General features: G+C 71.3%; 18 protein-coding genes. 5 read left to right on the forward strand and 13 right to left on the reverse strand.

Annotated elements, in window-relative coordinates:
* Positions 1–18 precede the first annotated feature (18 nt).
* A complete protein-coding gene (locus QRN49_RS02740; protein WP_284753869.1) occupies positions 19–999 on the reverse strand; it encodes an alpha/beta hydrolase in 981 nt (326 codons plus the stop codon).
* Positions 992–2,533, reverse strand: a complete 1,542-nt coding sequence (locus tag QRN49_RS02745) for an MFS transporter (RefSeq protein ID WP_350309127.1) — start codon at positions 2,531–2,533, stop codon at positions 992–994. The genes QRN49_RS02740 and QRN49_RS02745 overlap by 8 nt, the downstream gene beginning before the upstream one ends.
* Positions 2,534–2,728: 195 nt before the next feature.
* Between QRN49_RS02745 and QRN49_RS02750 the strand changes: the two genes are divergently transcribed.
* The 3 genes from QRN49_RS02750 (at position 2,729) to QRN49_RS02760 (ending at position 4,784) form a co-directional block, all read left to right on the forward strand.
* Positions 2,729–3,091 (forward strand): hypothetical protein, encoded by a 363-nt coding sequence (locus QRN49_RS02750; protein WP_111022117.1) that lies wholly within the window; start codon positions 2,729–2,731, stop codon positions 3,089–3,091.
* Between the two features lie 240 nt (positions 3,092–3,331).
* Positions 3,332–3,910, forward strand: coding sequence for a hypothetical protein (locus QRN49_RS02755; RefSeq protein WP_284753870.1), 579 nt, complete (start codon positions 3,332–3,334; stop codon positions 3,908–3,910).
* A gap of 67 nt (positions 3,911–3,977) precedes the next feature.
* Positions 3,978–4,784 (forward strand): isocitrate lyase/PEP mutase family protein, encoded by an 807-nt coding sequence (locus QRN49_RS02760; RefSeq protein WP_284753871.1) that lies wholly within the window; start codon positions 3,978–3,980, stop codon positions 4,782–4,784.
* 107 nt (positions 4,785–4,891) lie between these two features.
* Here the strand turns inward: QRN49_RS02760 and QRN49_RS02765 are convergent, their stop codons facing one another.
* The 11 genes from QRN49_RS02765 to QRN49_RS02815 form a co-directional block, all read right to left on the reverse strand.
* Positions 4,892–5,842, reverse strand: a complete 951-nt coding sequence (locus QRN49_RS02765) for a family 16 glycosylhydrolase (RefSeq protein ID WP_284753872.1) — start codon at positions 5,840–5,842, stop codon at positions 4,892–4,894.
* 291 nt (positions 5,843–6,133) lie between these two features.
* Complete coding sequence (locus tag QRN49_RS02770) at positions 6,134–7,459, reverse strand: alpha-hydroxy acid oxidase (RefSeq protein WP_502868961.1); 1,326 nt, start codon at positions 7,457–7,459, stop codon at positions 6,134–6,136.
* A complete protein-coding gene (locus QRN49_RS02775) occupies positions 7,456–8,943 on the reverse strand; it encodes a rhamnulokinase (RefSeq protein WP_284753873.1) in 1,488 nt (495 codons plus the stop codon). Before QRN49_RS02775 ends, QRN49_RS02770 begins: the two co-directional genes overlap by 4 nt.
* Before the next feature lie 31 nt (positions 8,944–8,974).
* On the reverse strand, positions 8,975–11,059 hold the full coding sequence (locus QRN49_RS02780; RefSeq protein ID WP_284753874.1) for a bifunctional aldolase/short-chain dehydrogenase: 2,085 nt from the start codon (positions 11,057–11,059) through the stop codon (positions 8,975–8,977).
* Between the two features lie 4 nt (positions 11,060–11,063).
* Positions 11,064–12,236: an L-rhamnose isomerase gene (gene rhaI, locus QRN49_RS02785; protein WP_194653514.1), complete on the reverse strand. Its 1,173-nt coding sequence runs from the start codon at positions 12,234–12,236 to the stop codon at positions 11,064–11,066.
* A 172-nt stretch (positions 12,237–12,408) separates the two neighbouring features.
* Complete coding sequence (locus QRN49_RS02790; protein ID WP_284753875.1) at positions 12,409–14,727, reverse strand: family 78 glycoside hydrolase catalytic domain; 2,319 nt, start codon at positions 14,725–14,727, stop codon at positions 12,409–12,411.
* A 119-nt stretch (positions 14,728–14,846) separates the two neighbouring features.
* Positions 14,847–15,725, reverse strand: a complete 879-nt coding sequence (locus QRN49_RS02795; protein ID WP_502868962.1) for a carbohydrate ABC transporter permease — start codon at positions 15,723–15,725, stop codon at positions 14,847–14,849.
* Positions 15,722–16,654, reverse strand: coding sequence for a carbohydrate ABC transporter permease (locus QRN49_RS02800; RefSeq protein ID WP_241660435.1), 933 nt, complete (start codon positions 16,652–16,654; stop codon positions 15,722–15,724). Before QRN49_RS02800 ends, QRN49_RS02795 begins: the two co-directional genes overlap by 4 nt.
* A gap of 5 nt (positions 16,655–16,659) precedes the next feature.
* Positions 16,660–17,979 (reverse strand): ABC transporter substrate-binding protein, encoded by a 1,320-nt coding sequence (locus QRN49_RS02805; RefSeq protein ID WP_284753876.1) that lies wholly within the window; start codon positions 17,977–17,979, stop codon positions 16,660–16,662.
* A gap of 552 nt (positions 17,980–18,531) precedes the next feature.
* Complete coding sequence (locus QRN49_RS02810; protein ID WP_284753877.1) at positions 18,532–19,635, reverse strand: LacI family DNA-binding transcriptional regulator; 1,104 nt, start codon at positions 19,633–19,635, stop codon at positions 18,532–18,534.
* Between the two features lie 43 nt (positions 19,636–19,678).
* Entirely contained in the window at positions 19,679–20,689 is a 1,011-nt protein-coding gene (locus QRN49_RS02815; RefSeq protein ID WP_071247721.1) for a LacI family DNA-binding transcriptional regulator, read from the reverse strand.
* Between the two features lie 407 nt (positions 20,690–21,096).
* On the opposite strand from QRN49_RS02815, the gene QRN49_RS02820 reads away from it, so the two are divergent.
* Both QRN49_RS02820 and QRN49_RS02825 read left to right on the forward strand, forming a co-directional pair.
* Positions 21,097–22,452, forward strand: coding sequence for an MFS transporter (locus tag QRN49_RS02820; protein ID WP_284753878.1), 1,356 nt, complete (start codon positions 21,097–21,099; stop codon positions 22,450–22,452).
* Entirely contained in the window at positions 22,449–22,790 is a 342-nt protein-coding gene (locus QRN49_RS02825; RefSeq protein WP_284753879.1) for an L-rhamnose mutarotase, read from the forward strand. Before QRN49_RS02820 ends, QRN49_RS02825 begins: the two co-directional genes overlap by 4 nt.
* Positions 22,791–22,796: the final 6 nt, after the last annotated feature.

The raw sequence follows: 22,796 nt of genomic DNA on the forward strand, positions 1-22,796 counted from the left end.
CTCGTGCCGGGACTGCCGTCATGCGGCCGGACTGAGGAGGCGCCCGGTGAACTCGCGCAGAGCCCGCACGGCCCGCTTCGACAGCGTCGCGTCGGGCATCATGCTCGTCGATCCGTGGAACGCTCCCGGCCACACGTGCAGTTCCGCCTGGACGCCCGCGGCCCACAGCGAGTTGGCGTAGGCGACGGTCTCGTCGCGGAACACCTCGGTGCTGCCGCAGTCGATGTACGCGGGCGGGAGCCCGGTCAGGTCGGTCGCGCGGCCGGGTGCAGCGTAGACGGAGACGTCCTCGCCACCCCGCCGGTCACCGAGGTAGGCGTCCCAGCCGAACCGTGTCATCTCCCGGTCGGCGACCCCGACACCGTCGAACTGCCGAGCCGACAGCGTCGCGTCGCGGTCGTCGAGCATGGGACTCACGAGCACCTGGCCGATGACGGAGGGACCCTGTCGGTCGCGGGCGAGGAGGGCGGTGCCGGCGGCGAGACCGGCGCCGGCGCTCTGGCCGACGAGGACGATGCGCTCCGGGTCGATGCCGAGTTCGTCGGCGTGCTCAGATGCCCAGACGAGACCGGCGTAGCAGTCCTCGACCGGGTACGGGTCCGGGTGTTCCGGAGCCAGGCGGTAGTCCGGGCTGACCAGGACGACGTCGTGCACCAGCAGCCACTCGTCGTAGGAGTCGAGGTTGCCGAGGTGGTGGCCGAACATCATCCCGCCGCCGTGGATCGCGTAGGCCAGGGCAGCCGTGCCGGTGCGGCCGGTGCGTTGGATCACGGCGAGGTCGATCGGGTCACCGCGGTGCCCCGGGATGGTGATGCTGCTGCGCTCGAGGCCGCGAGTACGCAGTCCTTCGTCGAGCTGCGCCTCGGTCATGTCCAGCTGTCGCATCTGCGGCAGCATCTGGGTCGTGAGGTGGAAGCGGCCGCGCGCGTCCATGGCGGTGAGGAAGGGCACGAACTCGGGGTCGAACGGCGGGCGGGGGAGGGCGATGGTGTCAGACACGGGAGGTCTCCTCGGTGATGGTGGTCGGGTCGGTGTGTGCAGGGGTGGTGTCGGCAGGTTCGGACGGGGCCTCGTCCGCTGCTTCGACGGTGGGCCGGGCTCGGAGCATGCCGACCACGACGAGCAGTGCTGCGACCGCGGCGAGGCCGAGCCCGGCGACGGTGAGGGCGTCCTGGAAGTCCTCGATCCGGGCGGCGGTCCAGGTGGTCGTGGTGATGCTCCCGGCGACGAAGGCGGCGACGATGGTCCCCGCCGCAGCCACGGCGGCACCGCCCGCGAGCTCGCTCGACGTGTCGACGAGCGCCGCCCCGACGGAGGTGCGGTCGGCGGGCAGGCCCGTGAGGACCGAGGCGCCGGCGACGACGCCGACGACCCGCATGCCGGCGGCGACGAGCACGAGCGCGACGAGCACCCACAGGTACCCGTACCGGCTCAGGGCGCCGAAGACCGCGAGACCGGAGACGACCGAGACGGCGCTCATCCAGGCGGCGCGGCCCAGGCCGACCCGCTGCACGAACGGCCCGACGAAGCGGCCGCCGACGAGCAGCACGACCACCTGCGGCAACGTCCCGACGGCGGCCAGCGCCGGCGGCCAGCCCCAGGCGAACTGCAGCTGCAGGGTCACGAGGTACGACAGTCCGGCGACGGCCAGACCCGACGCGGCCTTGAACGCCAGTCCGCTCGAGACGAGTGGTCGGGCGAGCAGGTACAGGTCGATCAGCGGGTGCCGCGCGGTCCGCTCGCGGGCGACGAACCCCACCGCGCAGATGGCGGCGAGGGCGAGGACGGCCCACCCCCACCAGCCAGCGGCTCCGGACTCGACCAGGATCGTCGGCGCCACGAGCGCTCCGGCCGCGGTCACGGTACCGAGCAGCGCTCCGACCACGTCGACCGGATTACGATGGAGCCCTGAATCCTCGTCGCGGGCGACACCGAGCCGGATGCCGACGAGTGCGAGGACCGCGATGGGCACGTCGGCCAGCAGCAGCACCTGCCACGGGGCGACGGCGAGCACGAACCCGCCGACGGTCGGCCCGATGGCCAGCCCCACGAGCCCGGCCGTCGAGATGACGGTGAGCGCCCGGACCCGGAGACCTTCGTCGTCGAAGAGGCGGAACGCCAGCGCCATCGACCCGGGCGTCGTCATCGCCGCGGCGACGCCCATCGCGACCCGCACGGCGATCAGCTGCTCGGTCGACGTGACCACCGCCGTGGCGAGGCTCGCCAGGGCCAGCAGGACGAGCCCGGCGAGCATGACCCGGCGGCGTCCGACGCGGTCGGCGACGGCGCCGAACAGCAGCATCAGCCCTCCGAAGGCGACCGAGTAGGCACCCGAGACCCACTGCAGGCCCGTCGTCGACGAACCCAGGTCGCGGCCGATCGTCGGCAGGGCGACGTTGAGCACGGAGTTGTCGAGCATCTCGAACAGGAACACCGCGGACAGCCCGGCCAGGGCGATCCAGGCGTCGCGCAGACGAGGAGAAGAACCACCGCCGGGCACGTGCCCGGTGGTGAGAGCGGGACTGGGGGACACGATGGCGCACTCCTTCGAGGGAAGAAGTGGCGACTCGTTCGATGCCGCGTGCTGGTGCGCCGCAGATCGCGGCGCCTTTTACCTCAGTGATCGAGACCATACACGGACTGTCCGCTCGAGGAAAGTCCGCGGTGGACGTCCTGGTTGCTGCCGTCGCAGTTCGAGGTGGGAAGTTGCAGGACCTACCCTGGACGGATGCTCTCCCGCCGCGAAGCCGCCGTCCGGCTCGACATCCCCCTCGAGATGGCGACCCGCCACGGCATCCCGTCGCGCCTGAGCGAAGCGGAGCTCGACGCGATCGAGCAGGACCCGCCCGCCTGGCTCGTGCAGTCCCGCGCCAACCGCACCGGCACGAAGAAGGTCTGGACGCGCCTGGAGTGCGTGGTCTGCGGCTTCGACGAAGAGGCGCGCCCGAAGAAGTGGTGGCCCGAGTGGGACTACCTGATGTGCGACTACCACGCCCCGTACCAGGCGCCCGAGCCCACCGCCGGCCTGACGCGGCGTGAGGTCGAGGGCATCGGCAGCCGCTTCATCGCCCTCGTCGACGAGAAGCTCTGAGCAGCAGCACGATGCGCCTGCTGAGCGAGGCATCGCGGGGCGACTGGCTCGTTGCGCGTGCCGGACGCTGGGCGAGTGTCGGTGGCGTCGCGGGCACCGGATTCGAGGCGTACGCACGCCTGTTGCACCCGGTCGGCGCGCACCGGGCAGACCTCGACACCGCGGACGAGTGGGGCGACCACCCGGACGTCGAACACCCGCTGGCGGTGGGCGGAGGTCGCGCGCCGCAACGACCGCGTGATGCACCCCCTGGTGCAGTGGCGACGCCTGACCGACGACGAGCAGACGAGGTCCTGGGCCGACGGCTGGCGCGTGGACCAGTCGGACGACGGATGGTTCGACCCGCGGGACCTCGCCGTCCTCAGCACGCACCTGCGGAGCGCGACGTCGACCCCCGGAGACCTGGTCGTCGGAGCGTGGGAGGGAACGGGCGGGCCGCCGTCAGCCGAACGCCGGCACCGGATCCGACGTGTGCGGGGACTGATGGCCTGGCCCGCGCGGGACACCTGGCTCTTCAGTGCGACCCTGGACGAGCTCGCCGATGCGTCGTGGGTGCAGCGGGCGGTCCCGGGGTGGGAGAGCTTCGGGCGGCACGACCAGGTGGCGCCGCACACGACGTTCATCTGGCCGGAGGACCACGCGTGGGTCGTCGCCGCCGAGGAGGACTGGGACTCGACGATCGTCGCCGGATCGCGCGCGCTCGTCGACGGCGTGCTCGACGACGACCGGTTCGAGGCGTTCGAGGTCCGCGAGCACGACGACCTGTCGTGGGACGGAGACCTGCTGAACCCACGCAGGTCTCCTCTCCCCGAGGGCTGAGCGGGGCCGCCACCGCGTCGTCCGGAACCCGCCAGCTCGTCCGCGCTCGGACCGATGGGATCGAGGGGTGAACACGACTTCGACCAGAGCCGCGACCTTCCACGGACTCCACGACCACCCATCCCGGCCACTCGTCCTCGTCAACGTCTGGGACGCCGCGAGCGCCCGACTCGTCGAGGACGCCGGCGCGACCGCGATCGCCACGACCAGTGCGGGCGTCGCTTGGTCCCTCGGACGGCCGGACGGCAACACCCTGACCCGGGCGGAAGCGATGGACGCGGTCGCGCGGATCGTCGCCTCGGTGTCGGTGCCGGTCACCGTCGACATCGAGTCCGGCTACGCCGACGACGCGGACGGCGTGGCGCGCACGGTGGACGCGGTGCTCGAAGCGGGCGCCGTCGGGATCAACATCGAGGACGGCAGGTTGCGTCCGGAGGCGCTCGCCGACCGGATCGGGGCAGCCCGGCGCGCAGCGGAACGAGCCGGGGTGCCCCTGTTCGTCAACGCTCGGACCGACGTCCACCTCGCCGGTCTCGTCGATCCCGGTCGACTGCTGACCGAGACGCTCGAGCGAGCTCGTCGCTACCGCGGAGCCGGCGCGGACGGCGTGTTCGTCCCCGGAGTCCGAGACGTCGAGACCATTCGCGCGCTGGTGGAGTCGATCGACGGCCCGGTGAACGTGATGGCCGGTCCGGGGTCGCCGACCGTGGCGGAACTCGCCCGGATCGGGGTGGCCCGGATCAGTCTCGGTTCCGCCGTCGCGCAGGCCGCGTACGGCGTCGTTCGGCAGGCCACGGCCGAGCTGCGGACCACCGGCACCTACGACTCGCTGGCGGGCGGGGTGGACTACGCGGACCTGAACGCGCTCTTCTGAGCGGCGCGCGACGTCGACGCACTGAACGCGACCGGGCGGACGGACGGGAGGCCCGGTGCCAGCTGGCACCGGGCCTCCCGTCCGTCCGTGGTGCGGACCTGCGGACGCTACTCGGTCGTCGAGACCCAGTCGATGAGCAGGTTGCCCTGCTCACCCCAGTTGCCGACCTGGAACATGAAGCGGTGCGGCGTCGTCGGCACGTCGTGCGTCACGGTGCCGAGGACCTTGCCGTCGACGCTGTAGGTCACGGACTCACCGGGGACCCAGTCGACCTTGTAGGTGTGCCAGTCGCGCCACGAGACGCCGGTGCCGAGCTGGACGCGCTCGGCTTCCTTGCCCGGGGTCATCGAGTGGTGGAACACCGAGGGGCTGTCCTCGAAGTTGCCCTCGGGGAAGTCGATCTCGCCGTCGGCCCACACGTTCGACGTCGGCCACAGCATGAAGGCCGCACCGTTGCCGTCGCCGCCGGTCGCCTTCGCGCGGACCGAGAAGGAGCCACCGACGTGGTCCCAGGCGCCGGCGGAGGAGCCGAAGGTGCCGGCTGCTCCGGCACCGGTGCCGAGGGCGACGTCCATCACGCCGTCGTGCACCGACACGGTCTTGCTCGGCGCGTAGATGCCCGAGGTGCCGTCGGGGTAGGGCTGCCACGACTGCGGGTACAGCGACTGGACGAGGCCGGTGACGGCGTTCGTGGTGAAGTCCTCGACGAACGGGGCGTCCGGTGCGATCGCGGACAGGTCCGCGGGGGAGGCCTCCGCCTCGGGTGCGGTCTCGGACTCGGGCTCGGCCTCTGCGTCGGGCGCGGGCTCGGCGACGGGGGCCGAGTCCTCGATGGGCGCGGAGTCCTGCTCGGGCTCGGCATCCGGGGTCCACTCGTCGGTGGGGGCCGGGGCCTCCGTCTCGTCCGGGGCCGGCGTCGGGGTGGGGTTCACCGGGGCGTTGTGCCAGCGGCGCTCGCCGTCCCAGCCCCACCAGGTGCGGGCGGAGGCGGCGGTGGGGACGCCGAGGACCAGGGCGCCGGCGGTCGCGACCGCCAGGATCGCGCGGTGCCGGATCATCGGGTGCCCCCTCGGGTGACCGGGGGCGTGGGCGTGGTGCGTGAGGTCGTGCCGCGCGAGGGCGTGCACGTGCTTCGGGTCGAGATGTCGGGCTCCTCGTGGATGCTCGGGCGCAGGATGCGGGGAGGGACGGACGCACCAGCCGGCCGGATGCCGAGGGTTTCGTTGACACGTCCACGGACATCTTGCATCATTTGTGACCCGTTCGGGGGGTGTCACGGAAATCGACCGACGAACGCCCGGTGTCCGCCGTCCGAACGTGCACGATGCAACGCGCGGCGAGCGGACTGCTCAGGCCCGGGGGATCGGCTGCAACCGCTGCAGCTGCGTCACGTGCCCCGGCTCGAGCTCGTCGAGCGAGGCCACCCCGAGCAGCCGCATGGTCCGCTCGATCTGCTCGGACAGGATCTGGATCATCCGGTCCACCCCGGCCTCGCCTCCGGCCATCAGCCCGTACAGGTAGGCGCGGCCGACCATCGTGAACCTCGCGCCGAGTGCGACTGCGGCCACGATGTCGGCGCCGGACATGATGCCCGTGTCGAGGTGCACCTCGGTGTCCTTCCCGACCTCCTTCACCACGGAGGGCAGCAGGTGGAAGGGCACGGGGGCGCGGTCGAGCTGCCGGCCGCCGTGGTTCGACAGCGTGATGCCGTCGACGCCGAGGTCGGCCAGGCGCTTGGCGTCGGCCAGGGACTGCACGCCCTTCACGACGATCTTGCCCTGCCACTGGTCGCGGATCCAGGCGAGGTCCTCGTAGGTGACGGTCGGGTCGAACATGTGGTCGAGCAGCTCGCCGACGGTGCCGGACCAGCGGTCGAGCGACGCGAACGCCAGCGGTTCGGTGGTCAGGAAGTCGAACCACCACCACGGCCGCGGGATCGCGTTCACCACGGTCCGGGCACTCAGCTGCGGCGGGATCGAGAACCCGTTCCGCTTGTCCCGCAGCCGCGCACCCGCGACGGGCACGTCCACCGTGACGAGCAGGGTGTCGAAGCCGGCCTGCTGGGCGCGGGAGACCAGCGCCATCGACTTCTCGCGGTCCTTCCACATGTACAGCTGGAACCAGTTGCGCCCGTGCGGGTTGGCGTCGCGGACGTCCTCGATCGCGGTGGTGCCCATCGTGGAGAGCGAGAACGGGATGCCGGCACGTCCGGCGGCCCGGGCGCCGGCCCGCTCGCCCTCGGTCTGCATCATCCGCGTGAAGCCCGTCGGCGCGATGCCGAACGGGTACGACACCGGCGCCCCGAGCACCTGGCGCGAGGTGTCCACCCGCGAGACGTCGCGCAGGATCGCCGGGGTGAACTCGATGTCCTCGAACGCCTGCCGTGCGCGGGCGAGGGAGATCTCCGCCTCGGCCGCGCCCTCGGCGTAGTCGAACGCGGCCTTCGGGGTGCGGCGGGCGGCGATGTCGCGGAGGTCCCAGATCGTCAAGGCCTGTTCGAGGCGCTGACGTCGACCCGGCAGCGAGGGCTTCTTGAACTGCATGAGCGGCGCGAGGTCCCGCACCGTCGGCAGCTGCCGCTTGACCCGCGTGCGAGCGGCGGACGCGGAGCCGGTCGCGGGTGCCGGTGCCCCGGTCGCGGGGTCGATCCGGTGCTGGTCGTCGGTCGTGGTCATGCGTGGCTCCTGACGGGGGATCGATCGGGATCGGCGCGCGACGACGCCGACGGGGTGTACCGCACGGGCTCGACGCTCCGTGCGACGATGCTGCGGAGTGCCTCCAGTGAAGCCCCTCCGAGGCCCGCGAGTCCAGCGGCGCGTGCCTGCACCAGCACGTTGCCGAGTGCGGTGGCCTCGACCGGTCCGGCCACGACCGGCAGGCCGGTGCGGTCCGCGGTCAGCTGGCAGAGCAGCCGGTTCTGCGAGCCGCCGCCCACGACGTGCACGACCCGGATGGTCTTGCCGGTCACGTCGGCGATCGTGCGCAGGGTCTCGGCGTACGCCGTCGCGAGGGACTCGAGGATGCTCCGGACGAACTCCGCACGCGACGCGGGGGCGCTCAGCCCGTGTGCCGCGCACCACGCGGCGATCCGCGCCGGCATGTCGCCGGGTGCCGTGAACGACTCGTCCGCGGGGTCGAAGACGGGGACCGGGGCGGTGACGGCCGCGGCGGAGGCGAGCAGGGCCTCCAGGTCGACGCGGTCGCCACCACGCTCCCAGGTGCGGACGCTCTCCGACAGCAACCACAGTCCGGACACGTTCTTCAGGAACCGGACACGGCCGTCGACACCGCCCTCGTTCGTGCAGTTCGCGCGTCGTGCCGCGTCCGACAGGACGGGCGCGTCGAGCTCGACGCCGACGAGCGACCACGTGCCCGACGAGATGTAGGCGAAGTCCGGTTCCGTCGCGGGGACCGCGACGACGGCGCTCGCCGTGTCGTGCGAGCCGACCAGCGTCACGTCGGCCTGGCCGCCGACGAGCGCGGCGACGGACGGCACCAGGGGGCCGAGTCGGTCGCCCGGGTCACGCAGCGTGGGCAGCAGCCCGGCCGGGAGGCCCGCAGCAGCCCGCACCGCCGGGTCCCACCCGCGGGTGGTCGCGTTCAGGGCCCCGGTCGTCGAGGCGTTCGTGCGCTCGGCCGCCTCGACCCCCGTCAGCCAGTACCCGAGCAGGTCGGGCACGAGCAGCGCACGCTGCGCGAGCTGCAGCGACGGGTCGGCAGCCCACTGGAACACGGTGTTGAACGGCAGGTGCTGCAGGCCGTTCCGGGCGTACAGCTCGGTGCCGTCCATCCGGTCGTGCACGGGGACGACACCGCCCTGGTGTCGGTCGTCGCGGTAGTGCGACGGCAGCCCGAGCAGTCGGCCGTCGCGGAACAGGCCGTAGTCGACCGCCCACGAGTCGATGCCGATGCTGGCGATCGCGGCGTGCTCGGCGAACGCGCGCCGCAGCCCCTCGGTCACCTGCCGGTACAGCTCGACGACGTCCCAGTGCAGGGCGTCGCGGCCGGTGTCGGCGTCGCCCTCGTGCAGGGTGACGGGGCCGTTCGGGAACCGTGCGACGTGGTCCATCCGGACTCCGTCGGGGTCGACGTGGCCGACGATCACCCGGCCGCTGGTGGCCCCGAGGTCGACCGCGGCGACGCTGCCGCTGGTGTGCATGCCGTGCTCCTGCTCGGTTCGTTGGTCGTCGCTACCGCAGGAAGGCCGCGGCAACGCCGGCGTCGACGGGCACGTGCAGGCCGGTGGTGTGCGAGAAGTCGTCGGTGCAGATGGCGTAGACGGCGTTCGCGACGTTCTCGGGCACGACCTCGCGCTTCAGGATCGTGCGCTGCGCGTAGAACTTGCCGAGGTCCTGCTCCTCGATGCCGTACGTCTTGGCGCGGTTGGCGCCCCAGCCGCTCGCGAAGATGCCGGAGCCGCGCACGACCCCGTCGGGGTTGATGCCGTTGACGCGGACGCCGTGCTCCCCGAGCTCGGCCGCGAGCAGCCGCACCTGGTGGGCCTGGTCGGCCTTCGTGGCGGAGTACGCGATGTTGTTCGGCCCGGCGAACACCGAGTTCTTCGACGAGATGTAGACGATGTCGCCGCCCAGGCCCTGCTCGATGAGCACCTTCGCCGCGGCCTTCGACACCAGGAACGACCCCTTCGCCATCACGTCGTGCTGCAGGTCCCAGTCCTGCTCGGTGGTCTCGAGCAGGCTCTTGGACAGCGACAGCCCCGCGTTGTTGACGACGAGGTCGAGGCCGCCGAAGTGCAGCAGGGTCTGCTGGATCGCCTGGTCGATCGCGGCGGCGTCCGTCACGTTCGCGGCGACGCCGATGGCCTGGTCGAGGCCGCCGATCTCGGCGGCGGTCTCCTGTGCCTTCGCCAGGTCGAGGTCGGCGATGACGACGGCGGCACCCTCGGCCGCCAGGCGCTTCGCGATCGCCTTGCCGATGCCCGATGCGGCTCCGGTGACCAGGGCGATGCGCGTCGCGAGCTTCCTGGGCGCGGGCATCCGCTGCAGCTTCGCCTCTTCGAGGGCCCAGTACTCGATCCGGAACTTCTCGGCTTCGTCGATGGGGGCGTAGGTGCTGACGGACTCGGCGCCGCGCATCACGTTGATGGCGTTGACGTAGAACTCACCGGCGACGCGGGCGGTCTGGGCGTCCTTGCCGTACGAGAACATCCCGACGCCGGGCACCAGCACGATGAGCGGGTCGGCGCCGCGGATCGCGGGGGAGTCCGGCGTCGCGTGCCGGTCGTAGTAGGCCTGGTAGTCCGCGCGGTACTGCTCGTGCAGTTCGTGCAGGCGTGCGGTCTGCTCCTCGACGGAGGCCGTTGCGGGCAGGTCGAGGATGAGCGGCGTGACCTTGGTGCGCAGGAAGTGGTCCGGGCAGCTGGTGCCGAGGGCCGCGAGTGCTTCGGCACGTTCGCTCGCCAGGAACTCGAGCACGACGTCCGAGTCGGTGACGTGCCCGACGACCGGCTTGTCGTGCCCGGCGATGCCGCGGATCGTCGGGGCGAGGGCGGCGGCGCGTGCGCGACGTTCGTCGGTCGGGAGTGCTTCGAACCCCGCTCGGAGGCCGCCGAACGGGTCCGCCGTGCCGTGCTCCGCGAGGTACTGCTCGGCGGTGTCGATGATCCAGCGGGAGTTCGCCTCGGCCTCGTCGCTCGTGTCCCCCCACGCGGTGATCCCGTGGCCGCCCAGGATCGTGCCGACGGCGTCCGGGTGGTCGCGCTGGACGGCGGCGATGTCGAGCCCGAGCTGGAACCCGGGCCGGCGCCACGGCACCCAGACGACCCGGTCGCCGAAGATCCGCTCGGTCAGGGCCGGACCGTCCGCCGCCGTGGCGATCGCGATGCCGGCGTCGGGGTGCAGGTGGTCGACGTGGGCGGCGTTGACGAGGGCGTGCATGGCGGTGTCGATCGACGGCGCGGCACCACCCTTGCCGTGCAGCGTGTAGTCGAACGCGGCGACCATCTCGTCCTCGCGCTCCACCCCGGGGTAGACGTCCTGGAGGGCACGGACGCGATCGACGCGCAGGACCGCGAGGCCCGCCGGGGTGAGGGTGCCGAGGTCGCCCCCGGATCCCTTCACCCAGAGCAGCTCGACCGGTCCGCCCGTGACCGGGTCGGTGTCGGTGCCCTTGGCGGAGGTGTTCCCGCCCGCGTAGTTCGTGATCCGCGAATCCGAGCCGAGCGCGTTCGAGCGCGCGATGAGTGCACTGATCGTCTCGTCTGCATCCGTGAGCTGCGTTGCGGGGTCCACCCGTGCCTCCACTGTGTTCGTCATGTTCCTACGCGCCCCAGCCGGCCTGGACGCCGCCGACGCGGTCCTCGGCGATCGACTGCTGGTACCCGGAGTCCAGGTACGCGCGCATCGGGTTCGCCGGCAGTCCGCGGGACTCGCGCCACTCGGCAAGGTCCTTCCGGACGTCGGTCTGGTACGCGTCCATGAAGACCTCGTTCGCGCCGAGGACGTCGTGGGCCTCTTGCGCGGCGGTCAGTGCGACGCGGTCGAGGAGCAGCGCGCGGGCCGTCATCTCCTGCACGTTGAGCACCGAGCGGATCTGGCCGGGGATCTTGTCCTCGATGTTGTGGCACTGGTCGAGCATGAACGCGACGTCGGGGTTGTCGTAGCCGCCGCCGCGGATGACCTCGACCAGGATCCGGAACAGCTGGAACGGGTCCGCGGCGCCTACGATCAGGTCGTCGTCGGCGTAGAAGCGCGAGTTGAAGTCGAAGGAACCGAGCTTGCCGAGGCGCAGGAGCTGCATCACGATGAACTCGATGTTCGTGCCGGGGGCGTGGTGGCCGGTGTCGAGGCAGACCATCGCCTTCGGCCCGAGTGCCGCCGTCTGCACGTAGCTCGTGCCCCAGTCGGGGACGTCCGTGTGGTAGAACGACGGCTCGAAGAACTTGTACTCGAGCACGAGCCGCTGGTCGGCACCGAGGCGGTCGTAGATCGTCGAGAGCGACTCGTGCAGGCGGTCCTGGCGGGAGCGCATGTCCTCCTGCCCCGGGTAGTTCGAGCCCTCGGCGAGCCAGATCTTCAGGTCGCGGCTGCCGGTGGCGTCCATCACGTCGATGCAGCGCAGGTGGTGGTCGATCGCCTTCTGCCGGATCGTCTCGTCGACGTGGGTCAGGGCGCCGAACTTGTAGTCGTCGTCCTGGAACGTGTTCGAGTTGACGGTGCCGAGCGACACCCCGTGCTCCTCGGCGTGGCGCTTGAGGTCGGCGAAGTCGTCCACCAGGTCCCACGGGATGTGCAGTGCGACGGTGGGCGCCAGGCCGGTGTGCTGCTGCACCTGGGCGGCGTCGGCGATCTTCTCGTAGGGGTCGCGCGGGGTGCCCGGCGTGCTGAACACCTTGAAGCGGGTGCCGGAGTTGCCGAAGGCCCAGCTGGGCAGCTCGATCTGCTGTCGTGCCAGCTGGTCGGCGATGCCGGCGAAGCTCGGGGTCGATGTCATCGTGTCACTTCCTCGTGTGCGATTGAATCGTTTCATACGGTACGGCTTGCGCGGGGTTCGCGCAACCGCGGTGGTGCTGTGGGCGGGGCGGGGCGGGGCGGGGAACCAGGTTCCGGACACAGCACCACGCACTTCCGCGGTGTTGTGTCCGGAACCTGGTTCCGGCAGCCCCCTACCCGGCGGGGACCGCGGCGGGCGCGCGCAGGTCGTGCGTGCCGCCGCCGAGCCGCTGCTCCGCAGCACCCGGCAGGCGCACCACCGCGGTCACGCCCTCGGGCACGGTCGCCCGGACGCGCAACTCCCCGTCGACGAGCTCCCACCGCACGGCGACGTGCCCGTGCACGGTGTCGAGCGAGGTCTCCGCCCACGTCAGCCCACCGCCCGGCTGCGGCGCGATCAGGACGGCCGAGTACCCCGGCGCCAGCGGTGACAGACCACCCACCACCCGGTGCATCCAGTCCGCCACGGCACCGAGTGCGTAGTGGTTGAACGAGGTCATCTCACCCGGGTTGATCGTGCCGTCCGGCAGCATCGAGTCCCACCGCTCCCACACCGTCGTCGCGCCCATCGTCACCGGGTACAGCCACGACGGGCACTCCGTCTGCAGCAGCAGCCGGTAGGCGTCCTCCAGGTGCCCCGTCTGCGTCAGCGCGTCGGTGATGAAGGGCGTTCCCGCGAAGCCCGTCGAGATCCGGTACCCGGACGCCTCGACCAGCTCGGCGAGACGCTCGCCGGCCACGGCCTGCTCCTGCTCGGACAGGATCCCGAACACGATCGCCAGTGTGTACACCGTGGTCGCGTCCGACAGGATCCGCCCGTCGTCCTGCAGGTAGTGGGTGCGGAACCCGGCCTGGAGGCGCGTGGCCAGTTCCCGGAACTCCGCTGCTTCCGCCTCGTGACCACCCAACAGCTCCGCCGCGTCCGCCACGATCGTCGCGGACCGGTAGGCGCAGATGGTCGCGACGACGCCCTTGTCGGCCTTCGCGTCGGCCGGGGCCTCGGGCGGGGCGTCCGGGTCGAGCCAGTCGCCGAACTGGAAGACGGTGTCCCACAGGTCCTCCGGGGACAGGTGGTCACGGACCCGGCGGAGGTGTGCGGCCATCGAGTCGAACTGCTCCTCGAGCACCGCGGTGTCGCCGTACGCCTGGTACAGCGTCCACGGTACCCAGACGCCGGCGTCCGACCAGACGGCGGTCGCGTCGGGCGTGCCGAAGTCCTCGGCGGGGGAGTACTTCAGCACGTCCGGCACCACGAACGGGATGACCCCGTCGGCGTGCTGCTGCTCGAGCCAGACGTCGCGCAGCCAGTCGGCCAGGAACGTCCGGGTGTCGAACAGATACGAGGCCGTCGGGGCGAACGCGGCGATGTCACCCGTCCAGCCGAGTCGCTCGTCGCGCTGCGGGCAGTCCGTCGGCACGCTCAGGAAGTTGCCCTGCATGCCCCGGACGACGTTGTCGTGGAAGGTGTTCAGCAGCTCGTGGCTCGACGCGAACGTGCCGGTGCGGGTGAGGTCCGACCCGACCTGCACGGCGGTGACCGCGGCGCGGAGTTCGTCCTGCGTGCCCGGCCAGCCGTCGACCTGCGCGTACCGGAACCCGTGGAACGTGAACCGGGGCTCGAACGTCTCGGGCTCGTCGTCACCGCGCAGGGTGAAGTGGTCCGTCGCCTTCGCGGTGCGCAAGGGGCGGGTGCCGAGCTCGTCGTGCTCGAGCACCTCGGCGTGCTGCAGGGTCAGCACGGTGCCTGCCGGGCCGGTCGCGGTGACCCGGAGCCACCCGACCAGGTTCACGCCGAAGTCGAGCAGGGTCGCTCCGGACGGGCTCGTCCAGATCGCCACCGGGGCGATCTCGGCCAGCGGGCGCACCGGCGGCACCGTGTCGGCGACGAGTTCGCGCTCGCCGATGTCGACCGTGTGCACCGTGCTCGTCCGCCCCCGGTGCCCGTCGACGCTCGGCACGGTGACCTCGCCGGGCGTCAGGAACGAGCCGTCGCGGAGTCGGGCGTCGATGTCGTGCCCGTCGTAGAGCTGGTCGGCGGTGATCGCGCTCGACAGAGCCTGCCAGTCGGTGTCGGTCGTGACGTGCTGCTCGTGCCCGTCGGCGAAGGTGATCCGGAGTTCGGCGAACCCGGCGCGCTCGTCGGTGTACCAGCCACCGCCCCCGCCCCAGGCCAGGCGTCCGGCGGCCCAGCCGTTGCCGACGACGAGCGCGAGCACGGCCGGCTGCCCGGGGACCGTGTCCGTCAGGTGCTCGGTGACGTCGTGCGAGACGACGCGGATGCGCCACTCGTAGCTCGTCCACCCCGGTTCGAGCAGGTGGTCGGAGACCCGCTGCCCGCCGAGCCAGGCCTCGACGACGCCGAGGGCGCTGACGTCGAGGGTGGCGGCGGTGACGGCGCCGTGGCCGTCGTCGAGGGGGAACTCCCGACGCAGGATCGGGGCGCTGCCGAGGTCGGTGTCGGCCGCGATGAACGGTGCGGTCCAGGTGGTCATGTGGTGGTCCTTTCACGCGACCGGTCGTCGTCGACCGGTGCGGGGGTCGTGGGCCCGGCCGTCCGCCCGGGTGGGCGGTGTGGCGGAGGCGGGTCGCGCCTCCAGGCCGGGGTGGGCGGTCAGCCCTTGACGGCGCCGCTGGTCATGCCGGCGACGATCTGACGGTTGAAGAAGACGTAGAGGATCAGCGGCGGGATCGTGATGAGCAGCACGTCGGTGAACAGCAGGTTCAGCTGGCTGACCGACTGGCTCTGGAACGCGTAGAGCGTCTGCTGCACCGTCGCGTTCTCGGACCCCGGCAGGAAGTACAGCGGGTTGGTGAAGTCGTTGAAGACCGTCACCGACTGCACGAGCACGACCGTGATGATCACCGGCTTGAGCAGCGGCAGCACCACCCCGAAGAACAGGCGGATCGGGCCGGCGCCGTCGAGCACGGCGGCCTCGTCGAGCTCCTTCGGGATCGTCGCGACGAACGCCCGGAACAGCAGGATGCAGAACGACAGGCCGAAGGTTGCCTCGATGAGGATCATCCCGCCCATGGTCTTGAACAGGTTGAGCCCCTGCAGCACCCAGATGGTCGGCACGATCGCCGGCGGCACGATGAGCCCCGCCAGCACGAAGAAGTTGATCAGGGCGTTCCACTTGCTCGGTCGCCGCTGCAGGACGTACCCGACCATCGCGGAGAACACGACCATGACGGTGACGCTGCCGACGGTGAGCAGGGCGCTGTTCCAGAACGCGCGGAGGATCCCACCGTCGCCGCTCTGGAACACCGCCTGCAGGTTCTGCCACAGCTGCCAGTCGGTCGGCAGGCTGAAGCCGAGCTGGTTCGCCTCGGCGGGGTTCTTCGCCGCCTGGAGCAGGACGAAGACGAACGGCACCAGGAAGACGACGAAGCTGACGACGATGGCGATCGAGCCGATGATCCACCGGCGGGCGCGGCCGGGGTGGCGGGACCGCGTCGGGGTGCTGACGCGGGGGCTGGTGAGCGCCGTCACAGCTCTGCCTCCTTGCGGTTGAGGAGCCACGAGATCGGCACCATGATCGCCGTGACGACGACGAACAGGACCACGTTGCCGGCGGTGGACAGGCCGTAGAACCCGGCCTGGTACTGCTTGTAGATCACGCTCGCGATCACGTCGCTCGTGAACCCCGGCCCGCCGCCGGTCATCGCCCAGATCAGGTCGAACGACCGCAGGCCGCCGATGAGCGACAGGATGATGACGGTGCCCATCGCGGGGCGGGACAGCGGCAACGTGATGTTCCGGAAGATCGACCACGCGCTCGCGCCGTCGACCCGTGCCGCCTCGAAGTACTCCTGCGGGATCGCCACGATGCCGGCGATGAAGATGAGCGTCGCGATGCCGACGCCCTTCCAGACGTCCACCGCGGCGACGCTCCACAGGGCGAGCGCCGGGTCGGTCAGCCACCCGGGGGTGGGCAGGCCGACCGAACCCAGCACGCCGTTGATGATCCCGTGGAACGGGTCCATCAACGCCTTGAAGGTGATGCCGATGCCGATGGTCGACACGAGCACCGGGAAGAACACGACCGCCCGCAGGTAGCCGCGCCCCAGTACGGGCGACGTGAGGAGCAGGGCGAGGGCGAGTCCGAGGACCACCTTCGCCGCGCTCGTCACGAAGCCGTACTGGAAGGTGTGCACGAACCCGGAGACGAGCTGCGGGTCCTGGAAGAACCGGACGAAGTTGTCGAAGCCGATGAAGGTCTGGTCGAACAGCGTCCAGCGGGTGAGCGAGAAGTAGAACCCGGCGAAGGTCGGGACCGCGAAGAACACGACGTACAGCGCGATCGCGGGGATGAAGAACCACGCGGGGTAGAACGAGCGCATCCGCTTGCGCGCTGGTCCGGGGCGGCCGGCCTTGCGTGTCTGCGGCGGGGCCACCGCCGTCGTGAGGGTCGCGGTCACGCCGATCACCAGCCCTTGATGCCGAGCTGCTGTGCCTGCTGGACGACGTCGTCGTCGTACTGGTCGGCGCCCTTGCTCGCGGTGGTGATGCCCGAGCCGACCTGCACGCAGATCTTCTCGAGGTTCGGGCCCTTGATCGGGGACAGGAACTCGAGCGCGGGGCTCGCCTTGCCGTCGTCCAGGTACTGCTGCAGGTCGTCGATCATCGGGGGCACGTCGTCCGGCAGTGAGCAGGTCGAGATGACGTACGGGCCGGCGGGGGTGCCGGTGTCGTTCTGCACCTTGCAGCCCTCGGTGGAGTTCGCGAAGGCCACGAACTTCTTCGCCGCCGCCAGCTTGTCGCCCGTGGTCGTCTTCGGGATGTACAGGCCGTTCGGCTCCCAGATCGTCAGGTTCGTGTCCGCGGCGTCCTCGGCCGGCAGGGCGAACGCGCCGATGTCGTCGACGGCGTCGGGGGAGTCCTGCTGGATCGCGGAGATCGCGTTCGTGAGCATCGGGTACTGCGCGCCGGTGCCGTCGGCCAGCATCTTCAGGCCGTTCGCCTGCGTGGCCGAGGCGTAGTCCTCGTTGTAGAGGTCCTTGTCCTTGCCCTCGGCGAGGTGCTCGAACCCGGCGAGTGCGGGTTCGTCGGCGTAGGACTCCTTGTTGGCGGTGTAGTCGTCCGCCCACTTCTCGTCCTGCGCGGTGATGTTCGCGAAGTCACCGAGGACGAACAGCTGGCTCGTCCAGGTGTCGCCGTAGGTCTGGATGATCGGGGCGACGTCGCCCGCGTCCTTGATCTTCTCGCTGTTGCTGATGAACTCGTCCCAGGTGGTCGGGACCTTGAGGCCGAGGTCGTCGTAGACCTTCGTGTTGTAGAGCACCGCACCGCCGAAGCTCGTGCCGAACGGGGCGCCGTACATGCCCTTGTCGGTGCTGACGACCTTGGTGAACTGCGGGTCGACGTCGCCCGCCCACTTCTCGTCGGACAGGTCCACCAGGGTGTTGTCCGGGTTGAGGGCCTGCATGAGCGAGCCGGAGTTGTAGTTGAAGACGTCGGCGGCCTCGCCGGTCGACAGGCGGGTCTTGATCAGGTTGTCGCCGTCGGTGCCCTGGGGTCGGGTGTCGAACTTGACGGTGATGTCGGGGTTGGCCTTCTCGAAGGCCTCGATGAGCGGCTTCGCGGTGGCCGCGGTGGCCGGGGCGTTGTCGGCCTGGTAGGTGATCTCGACCTTGCCGCCGCCTTCGTCGGCGGAGCCGCCGGACGAGCACGCTGCGAGCCCGCCGATCAGGACCGTCGCGCCGCCGATGGCGATCGCGCGCTTGGTCATGGAACGAACTGACATTCCTTACCTCCTCGTAAGGCCCGGGGCTGGGGTACCCCGGGTGAAACGGACCCGGATCCCGCGCCGTCGCGAGGTCCGGTTACTGCGTTTTAGAACGTTTCAATCAGGATGGAACCACGAGGATTGAAGCGTGTCAATCGCTGTGCCGATTTCGTTACGCGCGGCTCGTTCGCTCGCTCGTTCGTTCGTCGTTCGGTGCGAGGTTCCACACTCGGTGACGGGCGCGCGGGCTCGCACGGAGTGCGCAACCTCGCACCGAGCCGACGCGGGGCGCTGCACCGTGCGGTGGTGGCGCCGCCCGCCGGCCGGGAGGCCCGTGTCGGCCCCGCCCCGCGCCTCCCGTCCGGTGTCCGGTCGCGTCCGCGGGCCCGCGTCGCCTCGTGCGCGCCGGCGCGGCCCGGCAGCCCGCTGCCCACTGCCCGCTGCCCGCGGCCCACTGCCCGCGAAAGCGACAGTGTGCCGCCGAACGTTCGCGCCGATCTGTCGCTCTGGCGGACCGGACGCAGCGACGACCCGCGGATGTGTCGCTTTCGCGGGTTGGTCCGCAGCCGGTCAGGCCTCGGTGCGCCGTGGGTCGCTCGGCGTCGTGCCCGCGACGGCTGCCGCGGCGGCTGCTGCAGCCGCACCCTCGCGACCGAGCGTGCTCTCGCGGGGCACCAGCTCACTGCCGAGCACGACGGTCCGGTGCACGTGCATCGGGTCGGTGAGCTCCTCGAGCAGCAGTTCCACCGCGGCCGCACCCATCTCGGAGCCGTGCATCGTCACCGAGGTCAGCGGCACCGCACCGCCCCACGCCACGGAGTTGTGGTCGCAGCCGGACACGGGGATGTCCTCGGGGACGCGGATCCCGGCGGCCCGGAGCTCGGAGACGACGGCCATCGCGAGCAGGTCGGTCACACCCAGCACCCCGTCGGGGCGTTCGTCCTCGGGCATCCGGGCGATGCGGAGCCCGGCGTCGGTGCCTCCGGGAGGGTCGATGTCCCCGGCGTCGACGTCGACGAGCTCGACCCCCGGGTGCGCCGCGACGGCCCGCAGCACCCCCGACCGTCGGCGGTCGACGGGCTGCAGGTCCGGACGGGCGCTCACGAACCCGATGCGTCGGCAGCCGCGGTCGATCAGGTGCTCGGTCGCCAGGAACCCGGCCTGCTCGTTGTCCACGACCACCGCGCACGCGTCGAGCTCGGTCGGCTCGTAGTTGACGTACACGACGGGTCGGCCGTGGCGCCGCGCGACCTCGACCTGGTCGCGGGACTCCGTCATCGAGGCGAGCAGGATTCCCGACACTCGGGCGCTCTCGAGGTAGGCGAGGTGTTCGCCCTGCGCCTGCAGGTCGTCCTCGCTGCTGGCGATCAGCAGGGTGAAGCCACGTTCCCGCGCGGCCAGCTGCGCGCCGTTGACCATGTCGCTGAACAGGGAGTTCCGCAGCGACATCACGACCAGGCCGATCGCGCGCGTGCTGCCGGACACCAGCGCCCGGGCGTTGCGGTTCGGGGTGTACCCGAGCGCGTCGATCGCGTCCCGCACCCGTGCGGCGGTGGCGTCGGCGACCCGCTCGGGGTGGTTCAGGACGTTCGAGACCGTGGCGAGCGAGACGCCGGCCCGGGCTGCGACGTGGTGCACGCTCGGCGGACCGTCGCGCCGGGGGACATGCACCATGCTCCGATCGTAGGCGGCGGGGGAGGCGTGTCCGGACCGAGCCCTAGGCGTCGGCGACGGAGGACTGCCGCACCACGAGCTCCGGTGTGAACTCGACGTGCTCGAGGTCGATGTCCTGCCCCTGCTCGACCTGCTTCGTCAGGAGTTCGATCGCGCGGCGGCCGAGGTCCTGCGCCGGCTGCCGCACCGAGGTCAGCGGGACCACGGCGGACTCGGCGAACGCGATGTCGTCGTAGCCGACGATGGCGATCTGCTCGGGCACCGCGATGGTGCCGCGCATGATGAAGGCCTGTTCGAGCCCGACGGCGAGCAGGTCGTTGGCGGCGAAGACGGCGTCCGGGCGTTCGGCGGCCGGGCGTGCCTGGATCGCTTCGCCGATGCGGCGCCCTTCGAGCACGGACAGCGAGGTGGTCGGCAGGGCTTCGAGCCGGATGCCCGCGGCCTGTGCGGCGGCGAGTGCCCCGGCGTGCCGGTCGGCGACCTGGCGGATGCCGAACGGCCCACCGACGAAGGCGATGTGCGTGCGGCCGATCGCCGCGAGGTGCTCGACCGCGATGCGCCCACCGGCGATGTCGTCGACCGAGACCGAGGCGAAGTGTTCGTCGTCGGCGCGGCGGTCCACCAGCACCACGGCGGTGCCCTGGTCGCGCAGCCGTGCGAGCCGGGACAGGTCGTCGCCGGCGGGGGAGATCAGGAGCCCGGCGACACGGCGTTCCTCGAACAGGTCGACGTAGGTGCGTTCGCGGTCGGTCGACTCGTCGGAGTTGCCGATCAACACCGCGAGGCCGTTGTCCATCGCGGCGTCCTCGGCGCCCCGGGCGACGTCGGTGAAGAACGGGTTGCCGCCGTCGAGCACGATGAGGCCGACGGTGGAGCTGCGTCCGGCCCGGAGCTGCCGTGCGGAGTCGTTGCGGACGAACCCGAGCGTCGCGATCGCGGACTGCACGCGTTCCACCGTGCCGGGAGCGACCTTGTCGGGGCGGTTCAGCACGTTCGACACCGTGCCGAGGGACACGCCCGCGAGCGCTGCCACCTCTCGCACACTGACCGCCATGTGGCCATCCTGGCATCGGCGCGGTCCGCGCGGTCGGCCCGCGCCGTGATCTGTGGAAAACGCGGACGGGAGGCGCGGGGCGGGCCGGTGCCGGGCCTCCCGTCCGCGGGGTGTCGCGTCGACTGCCCGCGCACGGTGCGAGGCGTGAGGCTGGTGCGAGGCGCGCGGCTGGTGCGAGGTTCCGCACTCGGTGCGGGGTGGAAAGGCTTGCACGGAGTGCGCAACCTCGCACGGGGCGAACGCCCCCTCGCACGGTGCGGGCGCAACCTCGCGTGGGGCGAGTGCCCGCTCGCACGGTGCGAGGAGTAGTCGGGCGAACCCGCTCTTGCCAGCGCGCGCACCGGAGCGCTATGGTCCTCGTCGTCCCGTTGAAACGATTCACCGACGAACACGCGAACGGAGGACCAATGGCGGTCCGCATCGGAGCCCGGAACACCACGGGCTGGAAGGCCACCGTCTCGGTGGCCATGTCGAACTACATCGAGTCGGGGTCGATCATCGCGATCGCCACGAGCCTGAGCCTCTGGCAGGCCGAGTTCCGGATCGGCGACCTCGAGGTCGGCCTGCTCGCGAGCCTGTCCGCGAACGCCTTCGGTGCCGCCCTCGGCGCGATCGTCGGCGGACCGCTGTGCGACCGGTACGGCCGGAAGTTCATCTACACGTACGACCTGCTCCTCTACATGCTCGGGATCCTGCTCGCGGTGTTCGCCGGCAGCTACGGCATGCTCCTGGTCGGTTTCATCCTGACCGGCATCGCCGTCGGGGCGGGCGTGCCGGCGAGCTGGACCTACATCGCCGAGCAGGCCCCCGCGGACAAGCGCGCGGCCCACGTCGGCACGGCACAGCTCGCGTGGTCGATCGGACCGATGGTCGGGTTCGCCCTGGCGATCGCCGCCGCCCCGCTCGGCCTGCTCGGCAGCCGGCTCATCTTCGCCCACCAGTTCGTCGTCGCCGCGATCGTGTGGTGGCTCCGCCGCGGGCTGCCCGAGTCCGCGATCTGGAAGGACGAGCGCGCGGCCACCGGCACGGCGAACTTCTTCCACGGCATCACGCAGCTGTTCAGCCGCCGGAAGAACCTGACCGCGATGCTGTTCCTGTTCGGCGTCTACGCGCTCTGGAACACCGTCGCCGGGCAGGCAGGCATCTTCCAGCCCCGGGTGTACGCGGCGACCGGGGTCACGAGCGTCACGGAGCAGTACGGACTGCAGATCCTGGTCTGGGGCTGCACCGTGGCCGCGACGTACTTCGGCTTCATGCGGTACGCCGACCGGGTCAGCCGCCGCGCGCTCTACGCCGCCGGGGCCGTGCTGGCGATCATCGCGTGGGCCGTCCTCATCTACGCGCCCGCCAACCTCGGCACCCTGCTGTTCTTCGCCGTGGCGTGGGGCATCTCGTCGGGCATCGGCGCACAGGCGTTCTACGGCCTGTGGACGAGCGAGCTCTTCGCCACCCGGTACCGCGCCAGCGCCCAGGGCGTGCTGTTCCTGGCCGCCCGCGTGATGGTCGGACTGCTGAGCATCTGGTTCCCGCTGCTGCTGTCGGACATCGGGCTGCGGGCCCTCGGCGGCCTGATCCTCGGGCTCCTCGCGCTGTCGTTCCTGGTCGGCACGATCTGGGCGCCGCGCACCCAGGGCAAGACCCTCGAGGCGATCGAGGCCGAGCGCTACGGCACCGTCACCACGGTCACCGGGACGGTCCGCACCGCCGACGAGCGCGCCGTCCACGACGCCGAGCAGCGTCGCCGCGAACAGGCCGGACGGTGACCCGCGTCTGCTTCCGGCTGCAGGTGCAGGTCGAGCTGCTTGACGCCTACCGCGAGCGGCACGCCACCGTGTGGCCGGCGATGCTCCGGGCGATCGCGGCGGCGGGGCGGCGGAACTACTCGCTGTTCCTCGACGACGACGGGCTGCTCATCGGGTACTACGAGACCGATTCGGTGGCCGATGCGGACGCGGCACTCGCCGCGTCCGAGGTGGCCGCGGCGTGGGAGGCGCACATGCAGGACCTCTTCGCCGGGGCCACCGGGCGCGCCGACCAGACGGCGCGGGTGCTGCCCGAGGTGTTCAACCTCGAGGACCAGCTGGCGGCCGCTCCGGGCTGACGGTCG

This window comes from Curtobacterium sp. ME-Dv--P-122a (assembly GCF_030209645.1).
Taxonomy (GTDB): domain Bacteria; phylum Actinomycetota; class Actinomycetes; order Actinomycetales; family Microbacteriaceae; genus Curtobacterium; species Curtobacterium flaccumfaciens.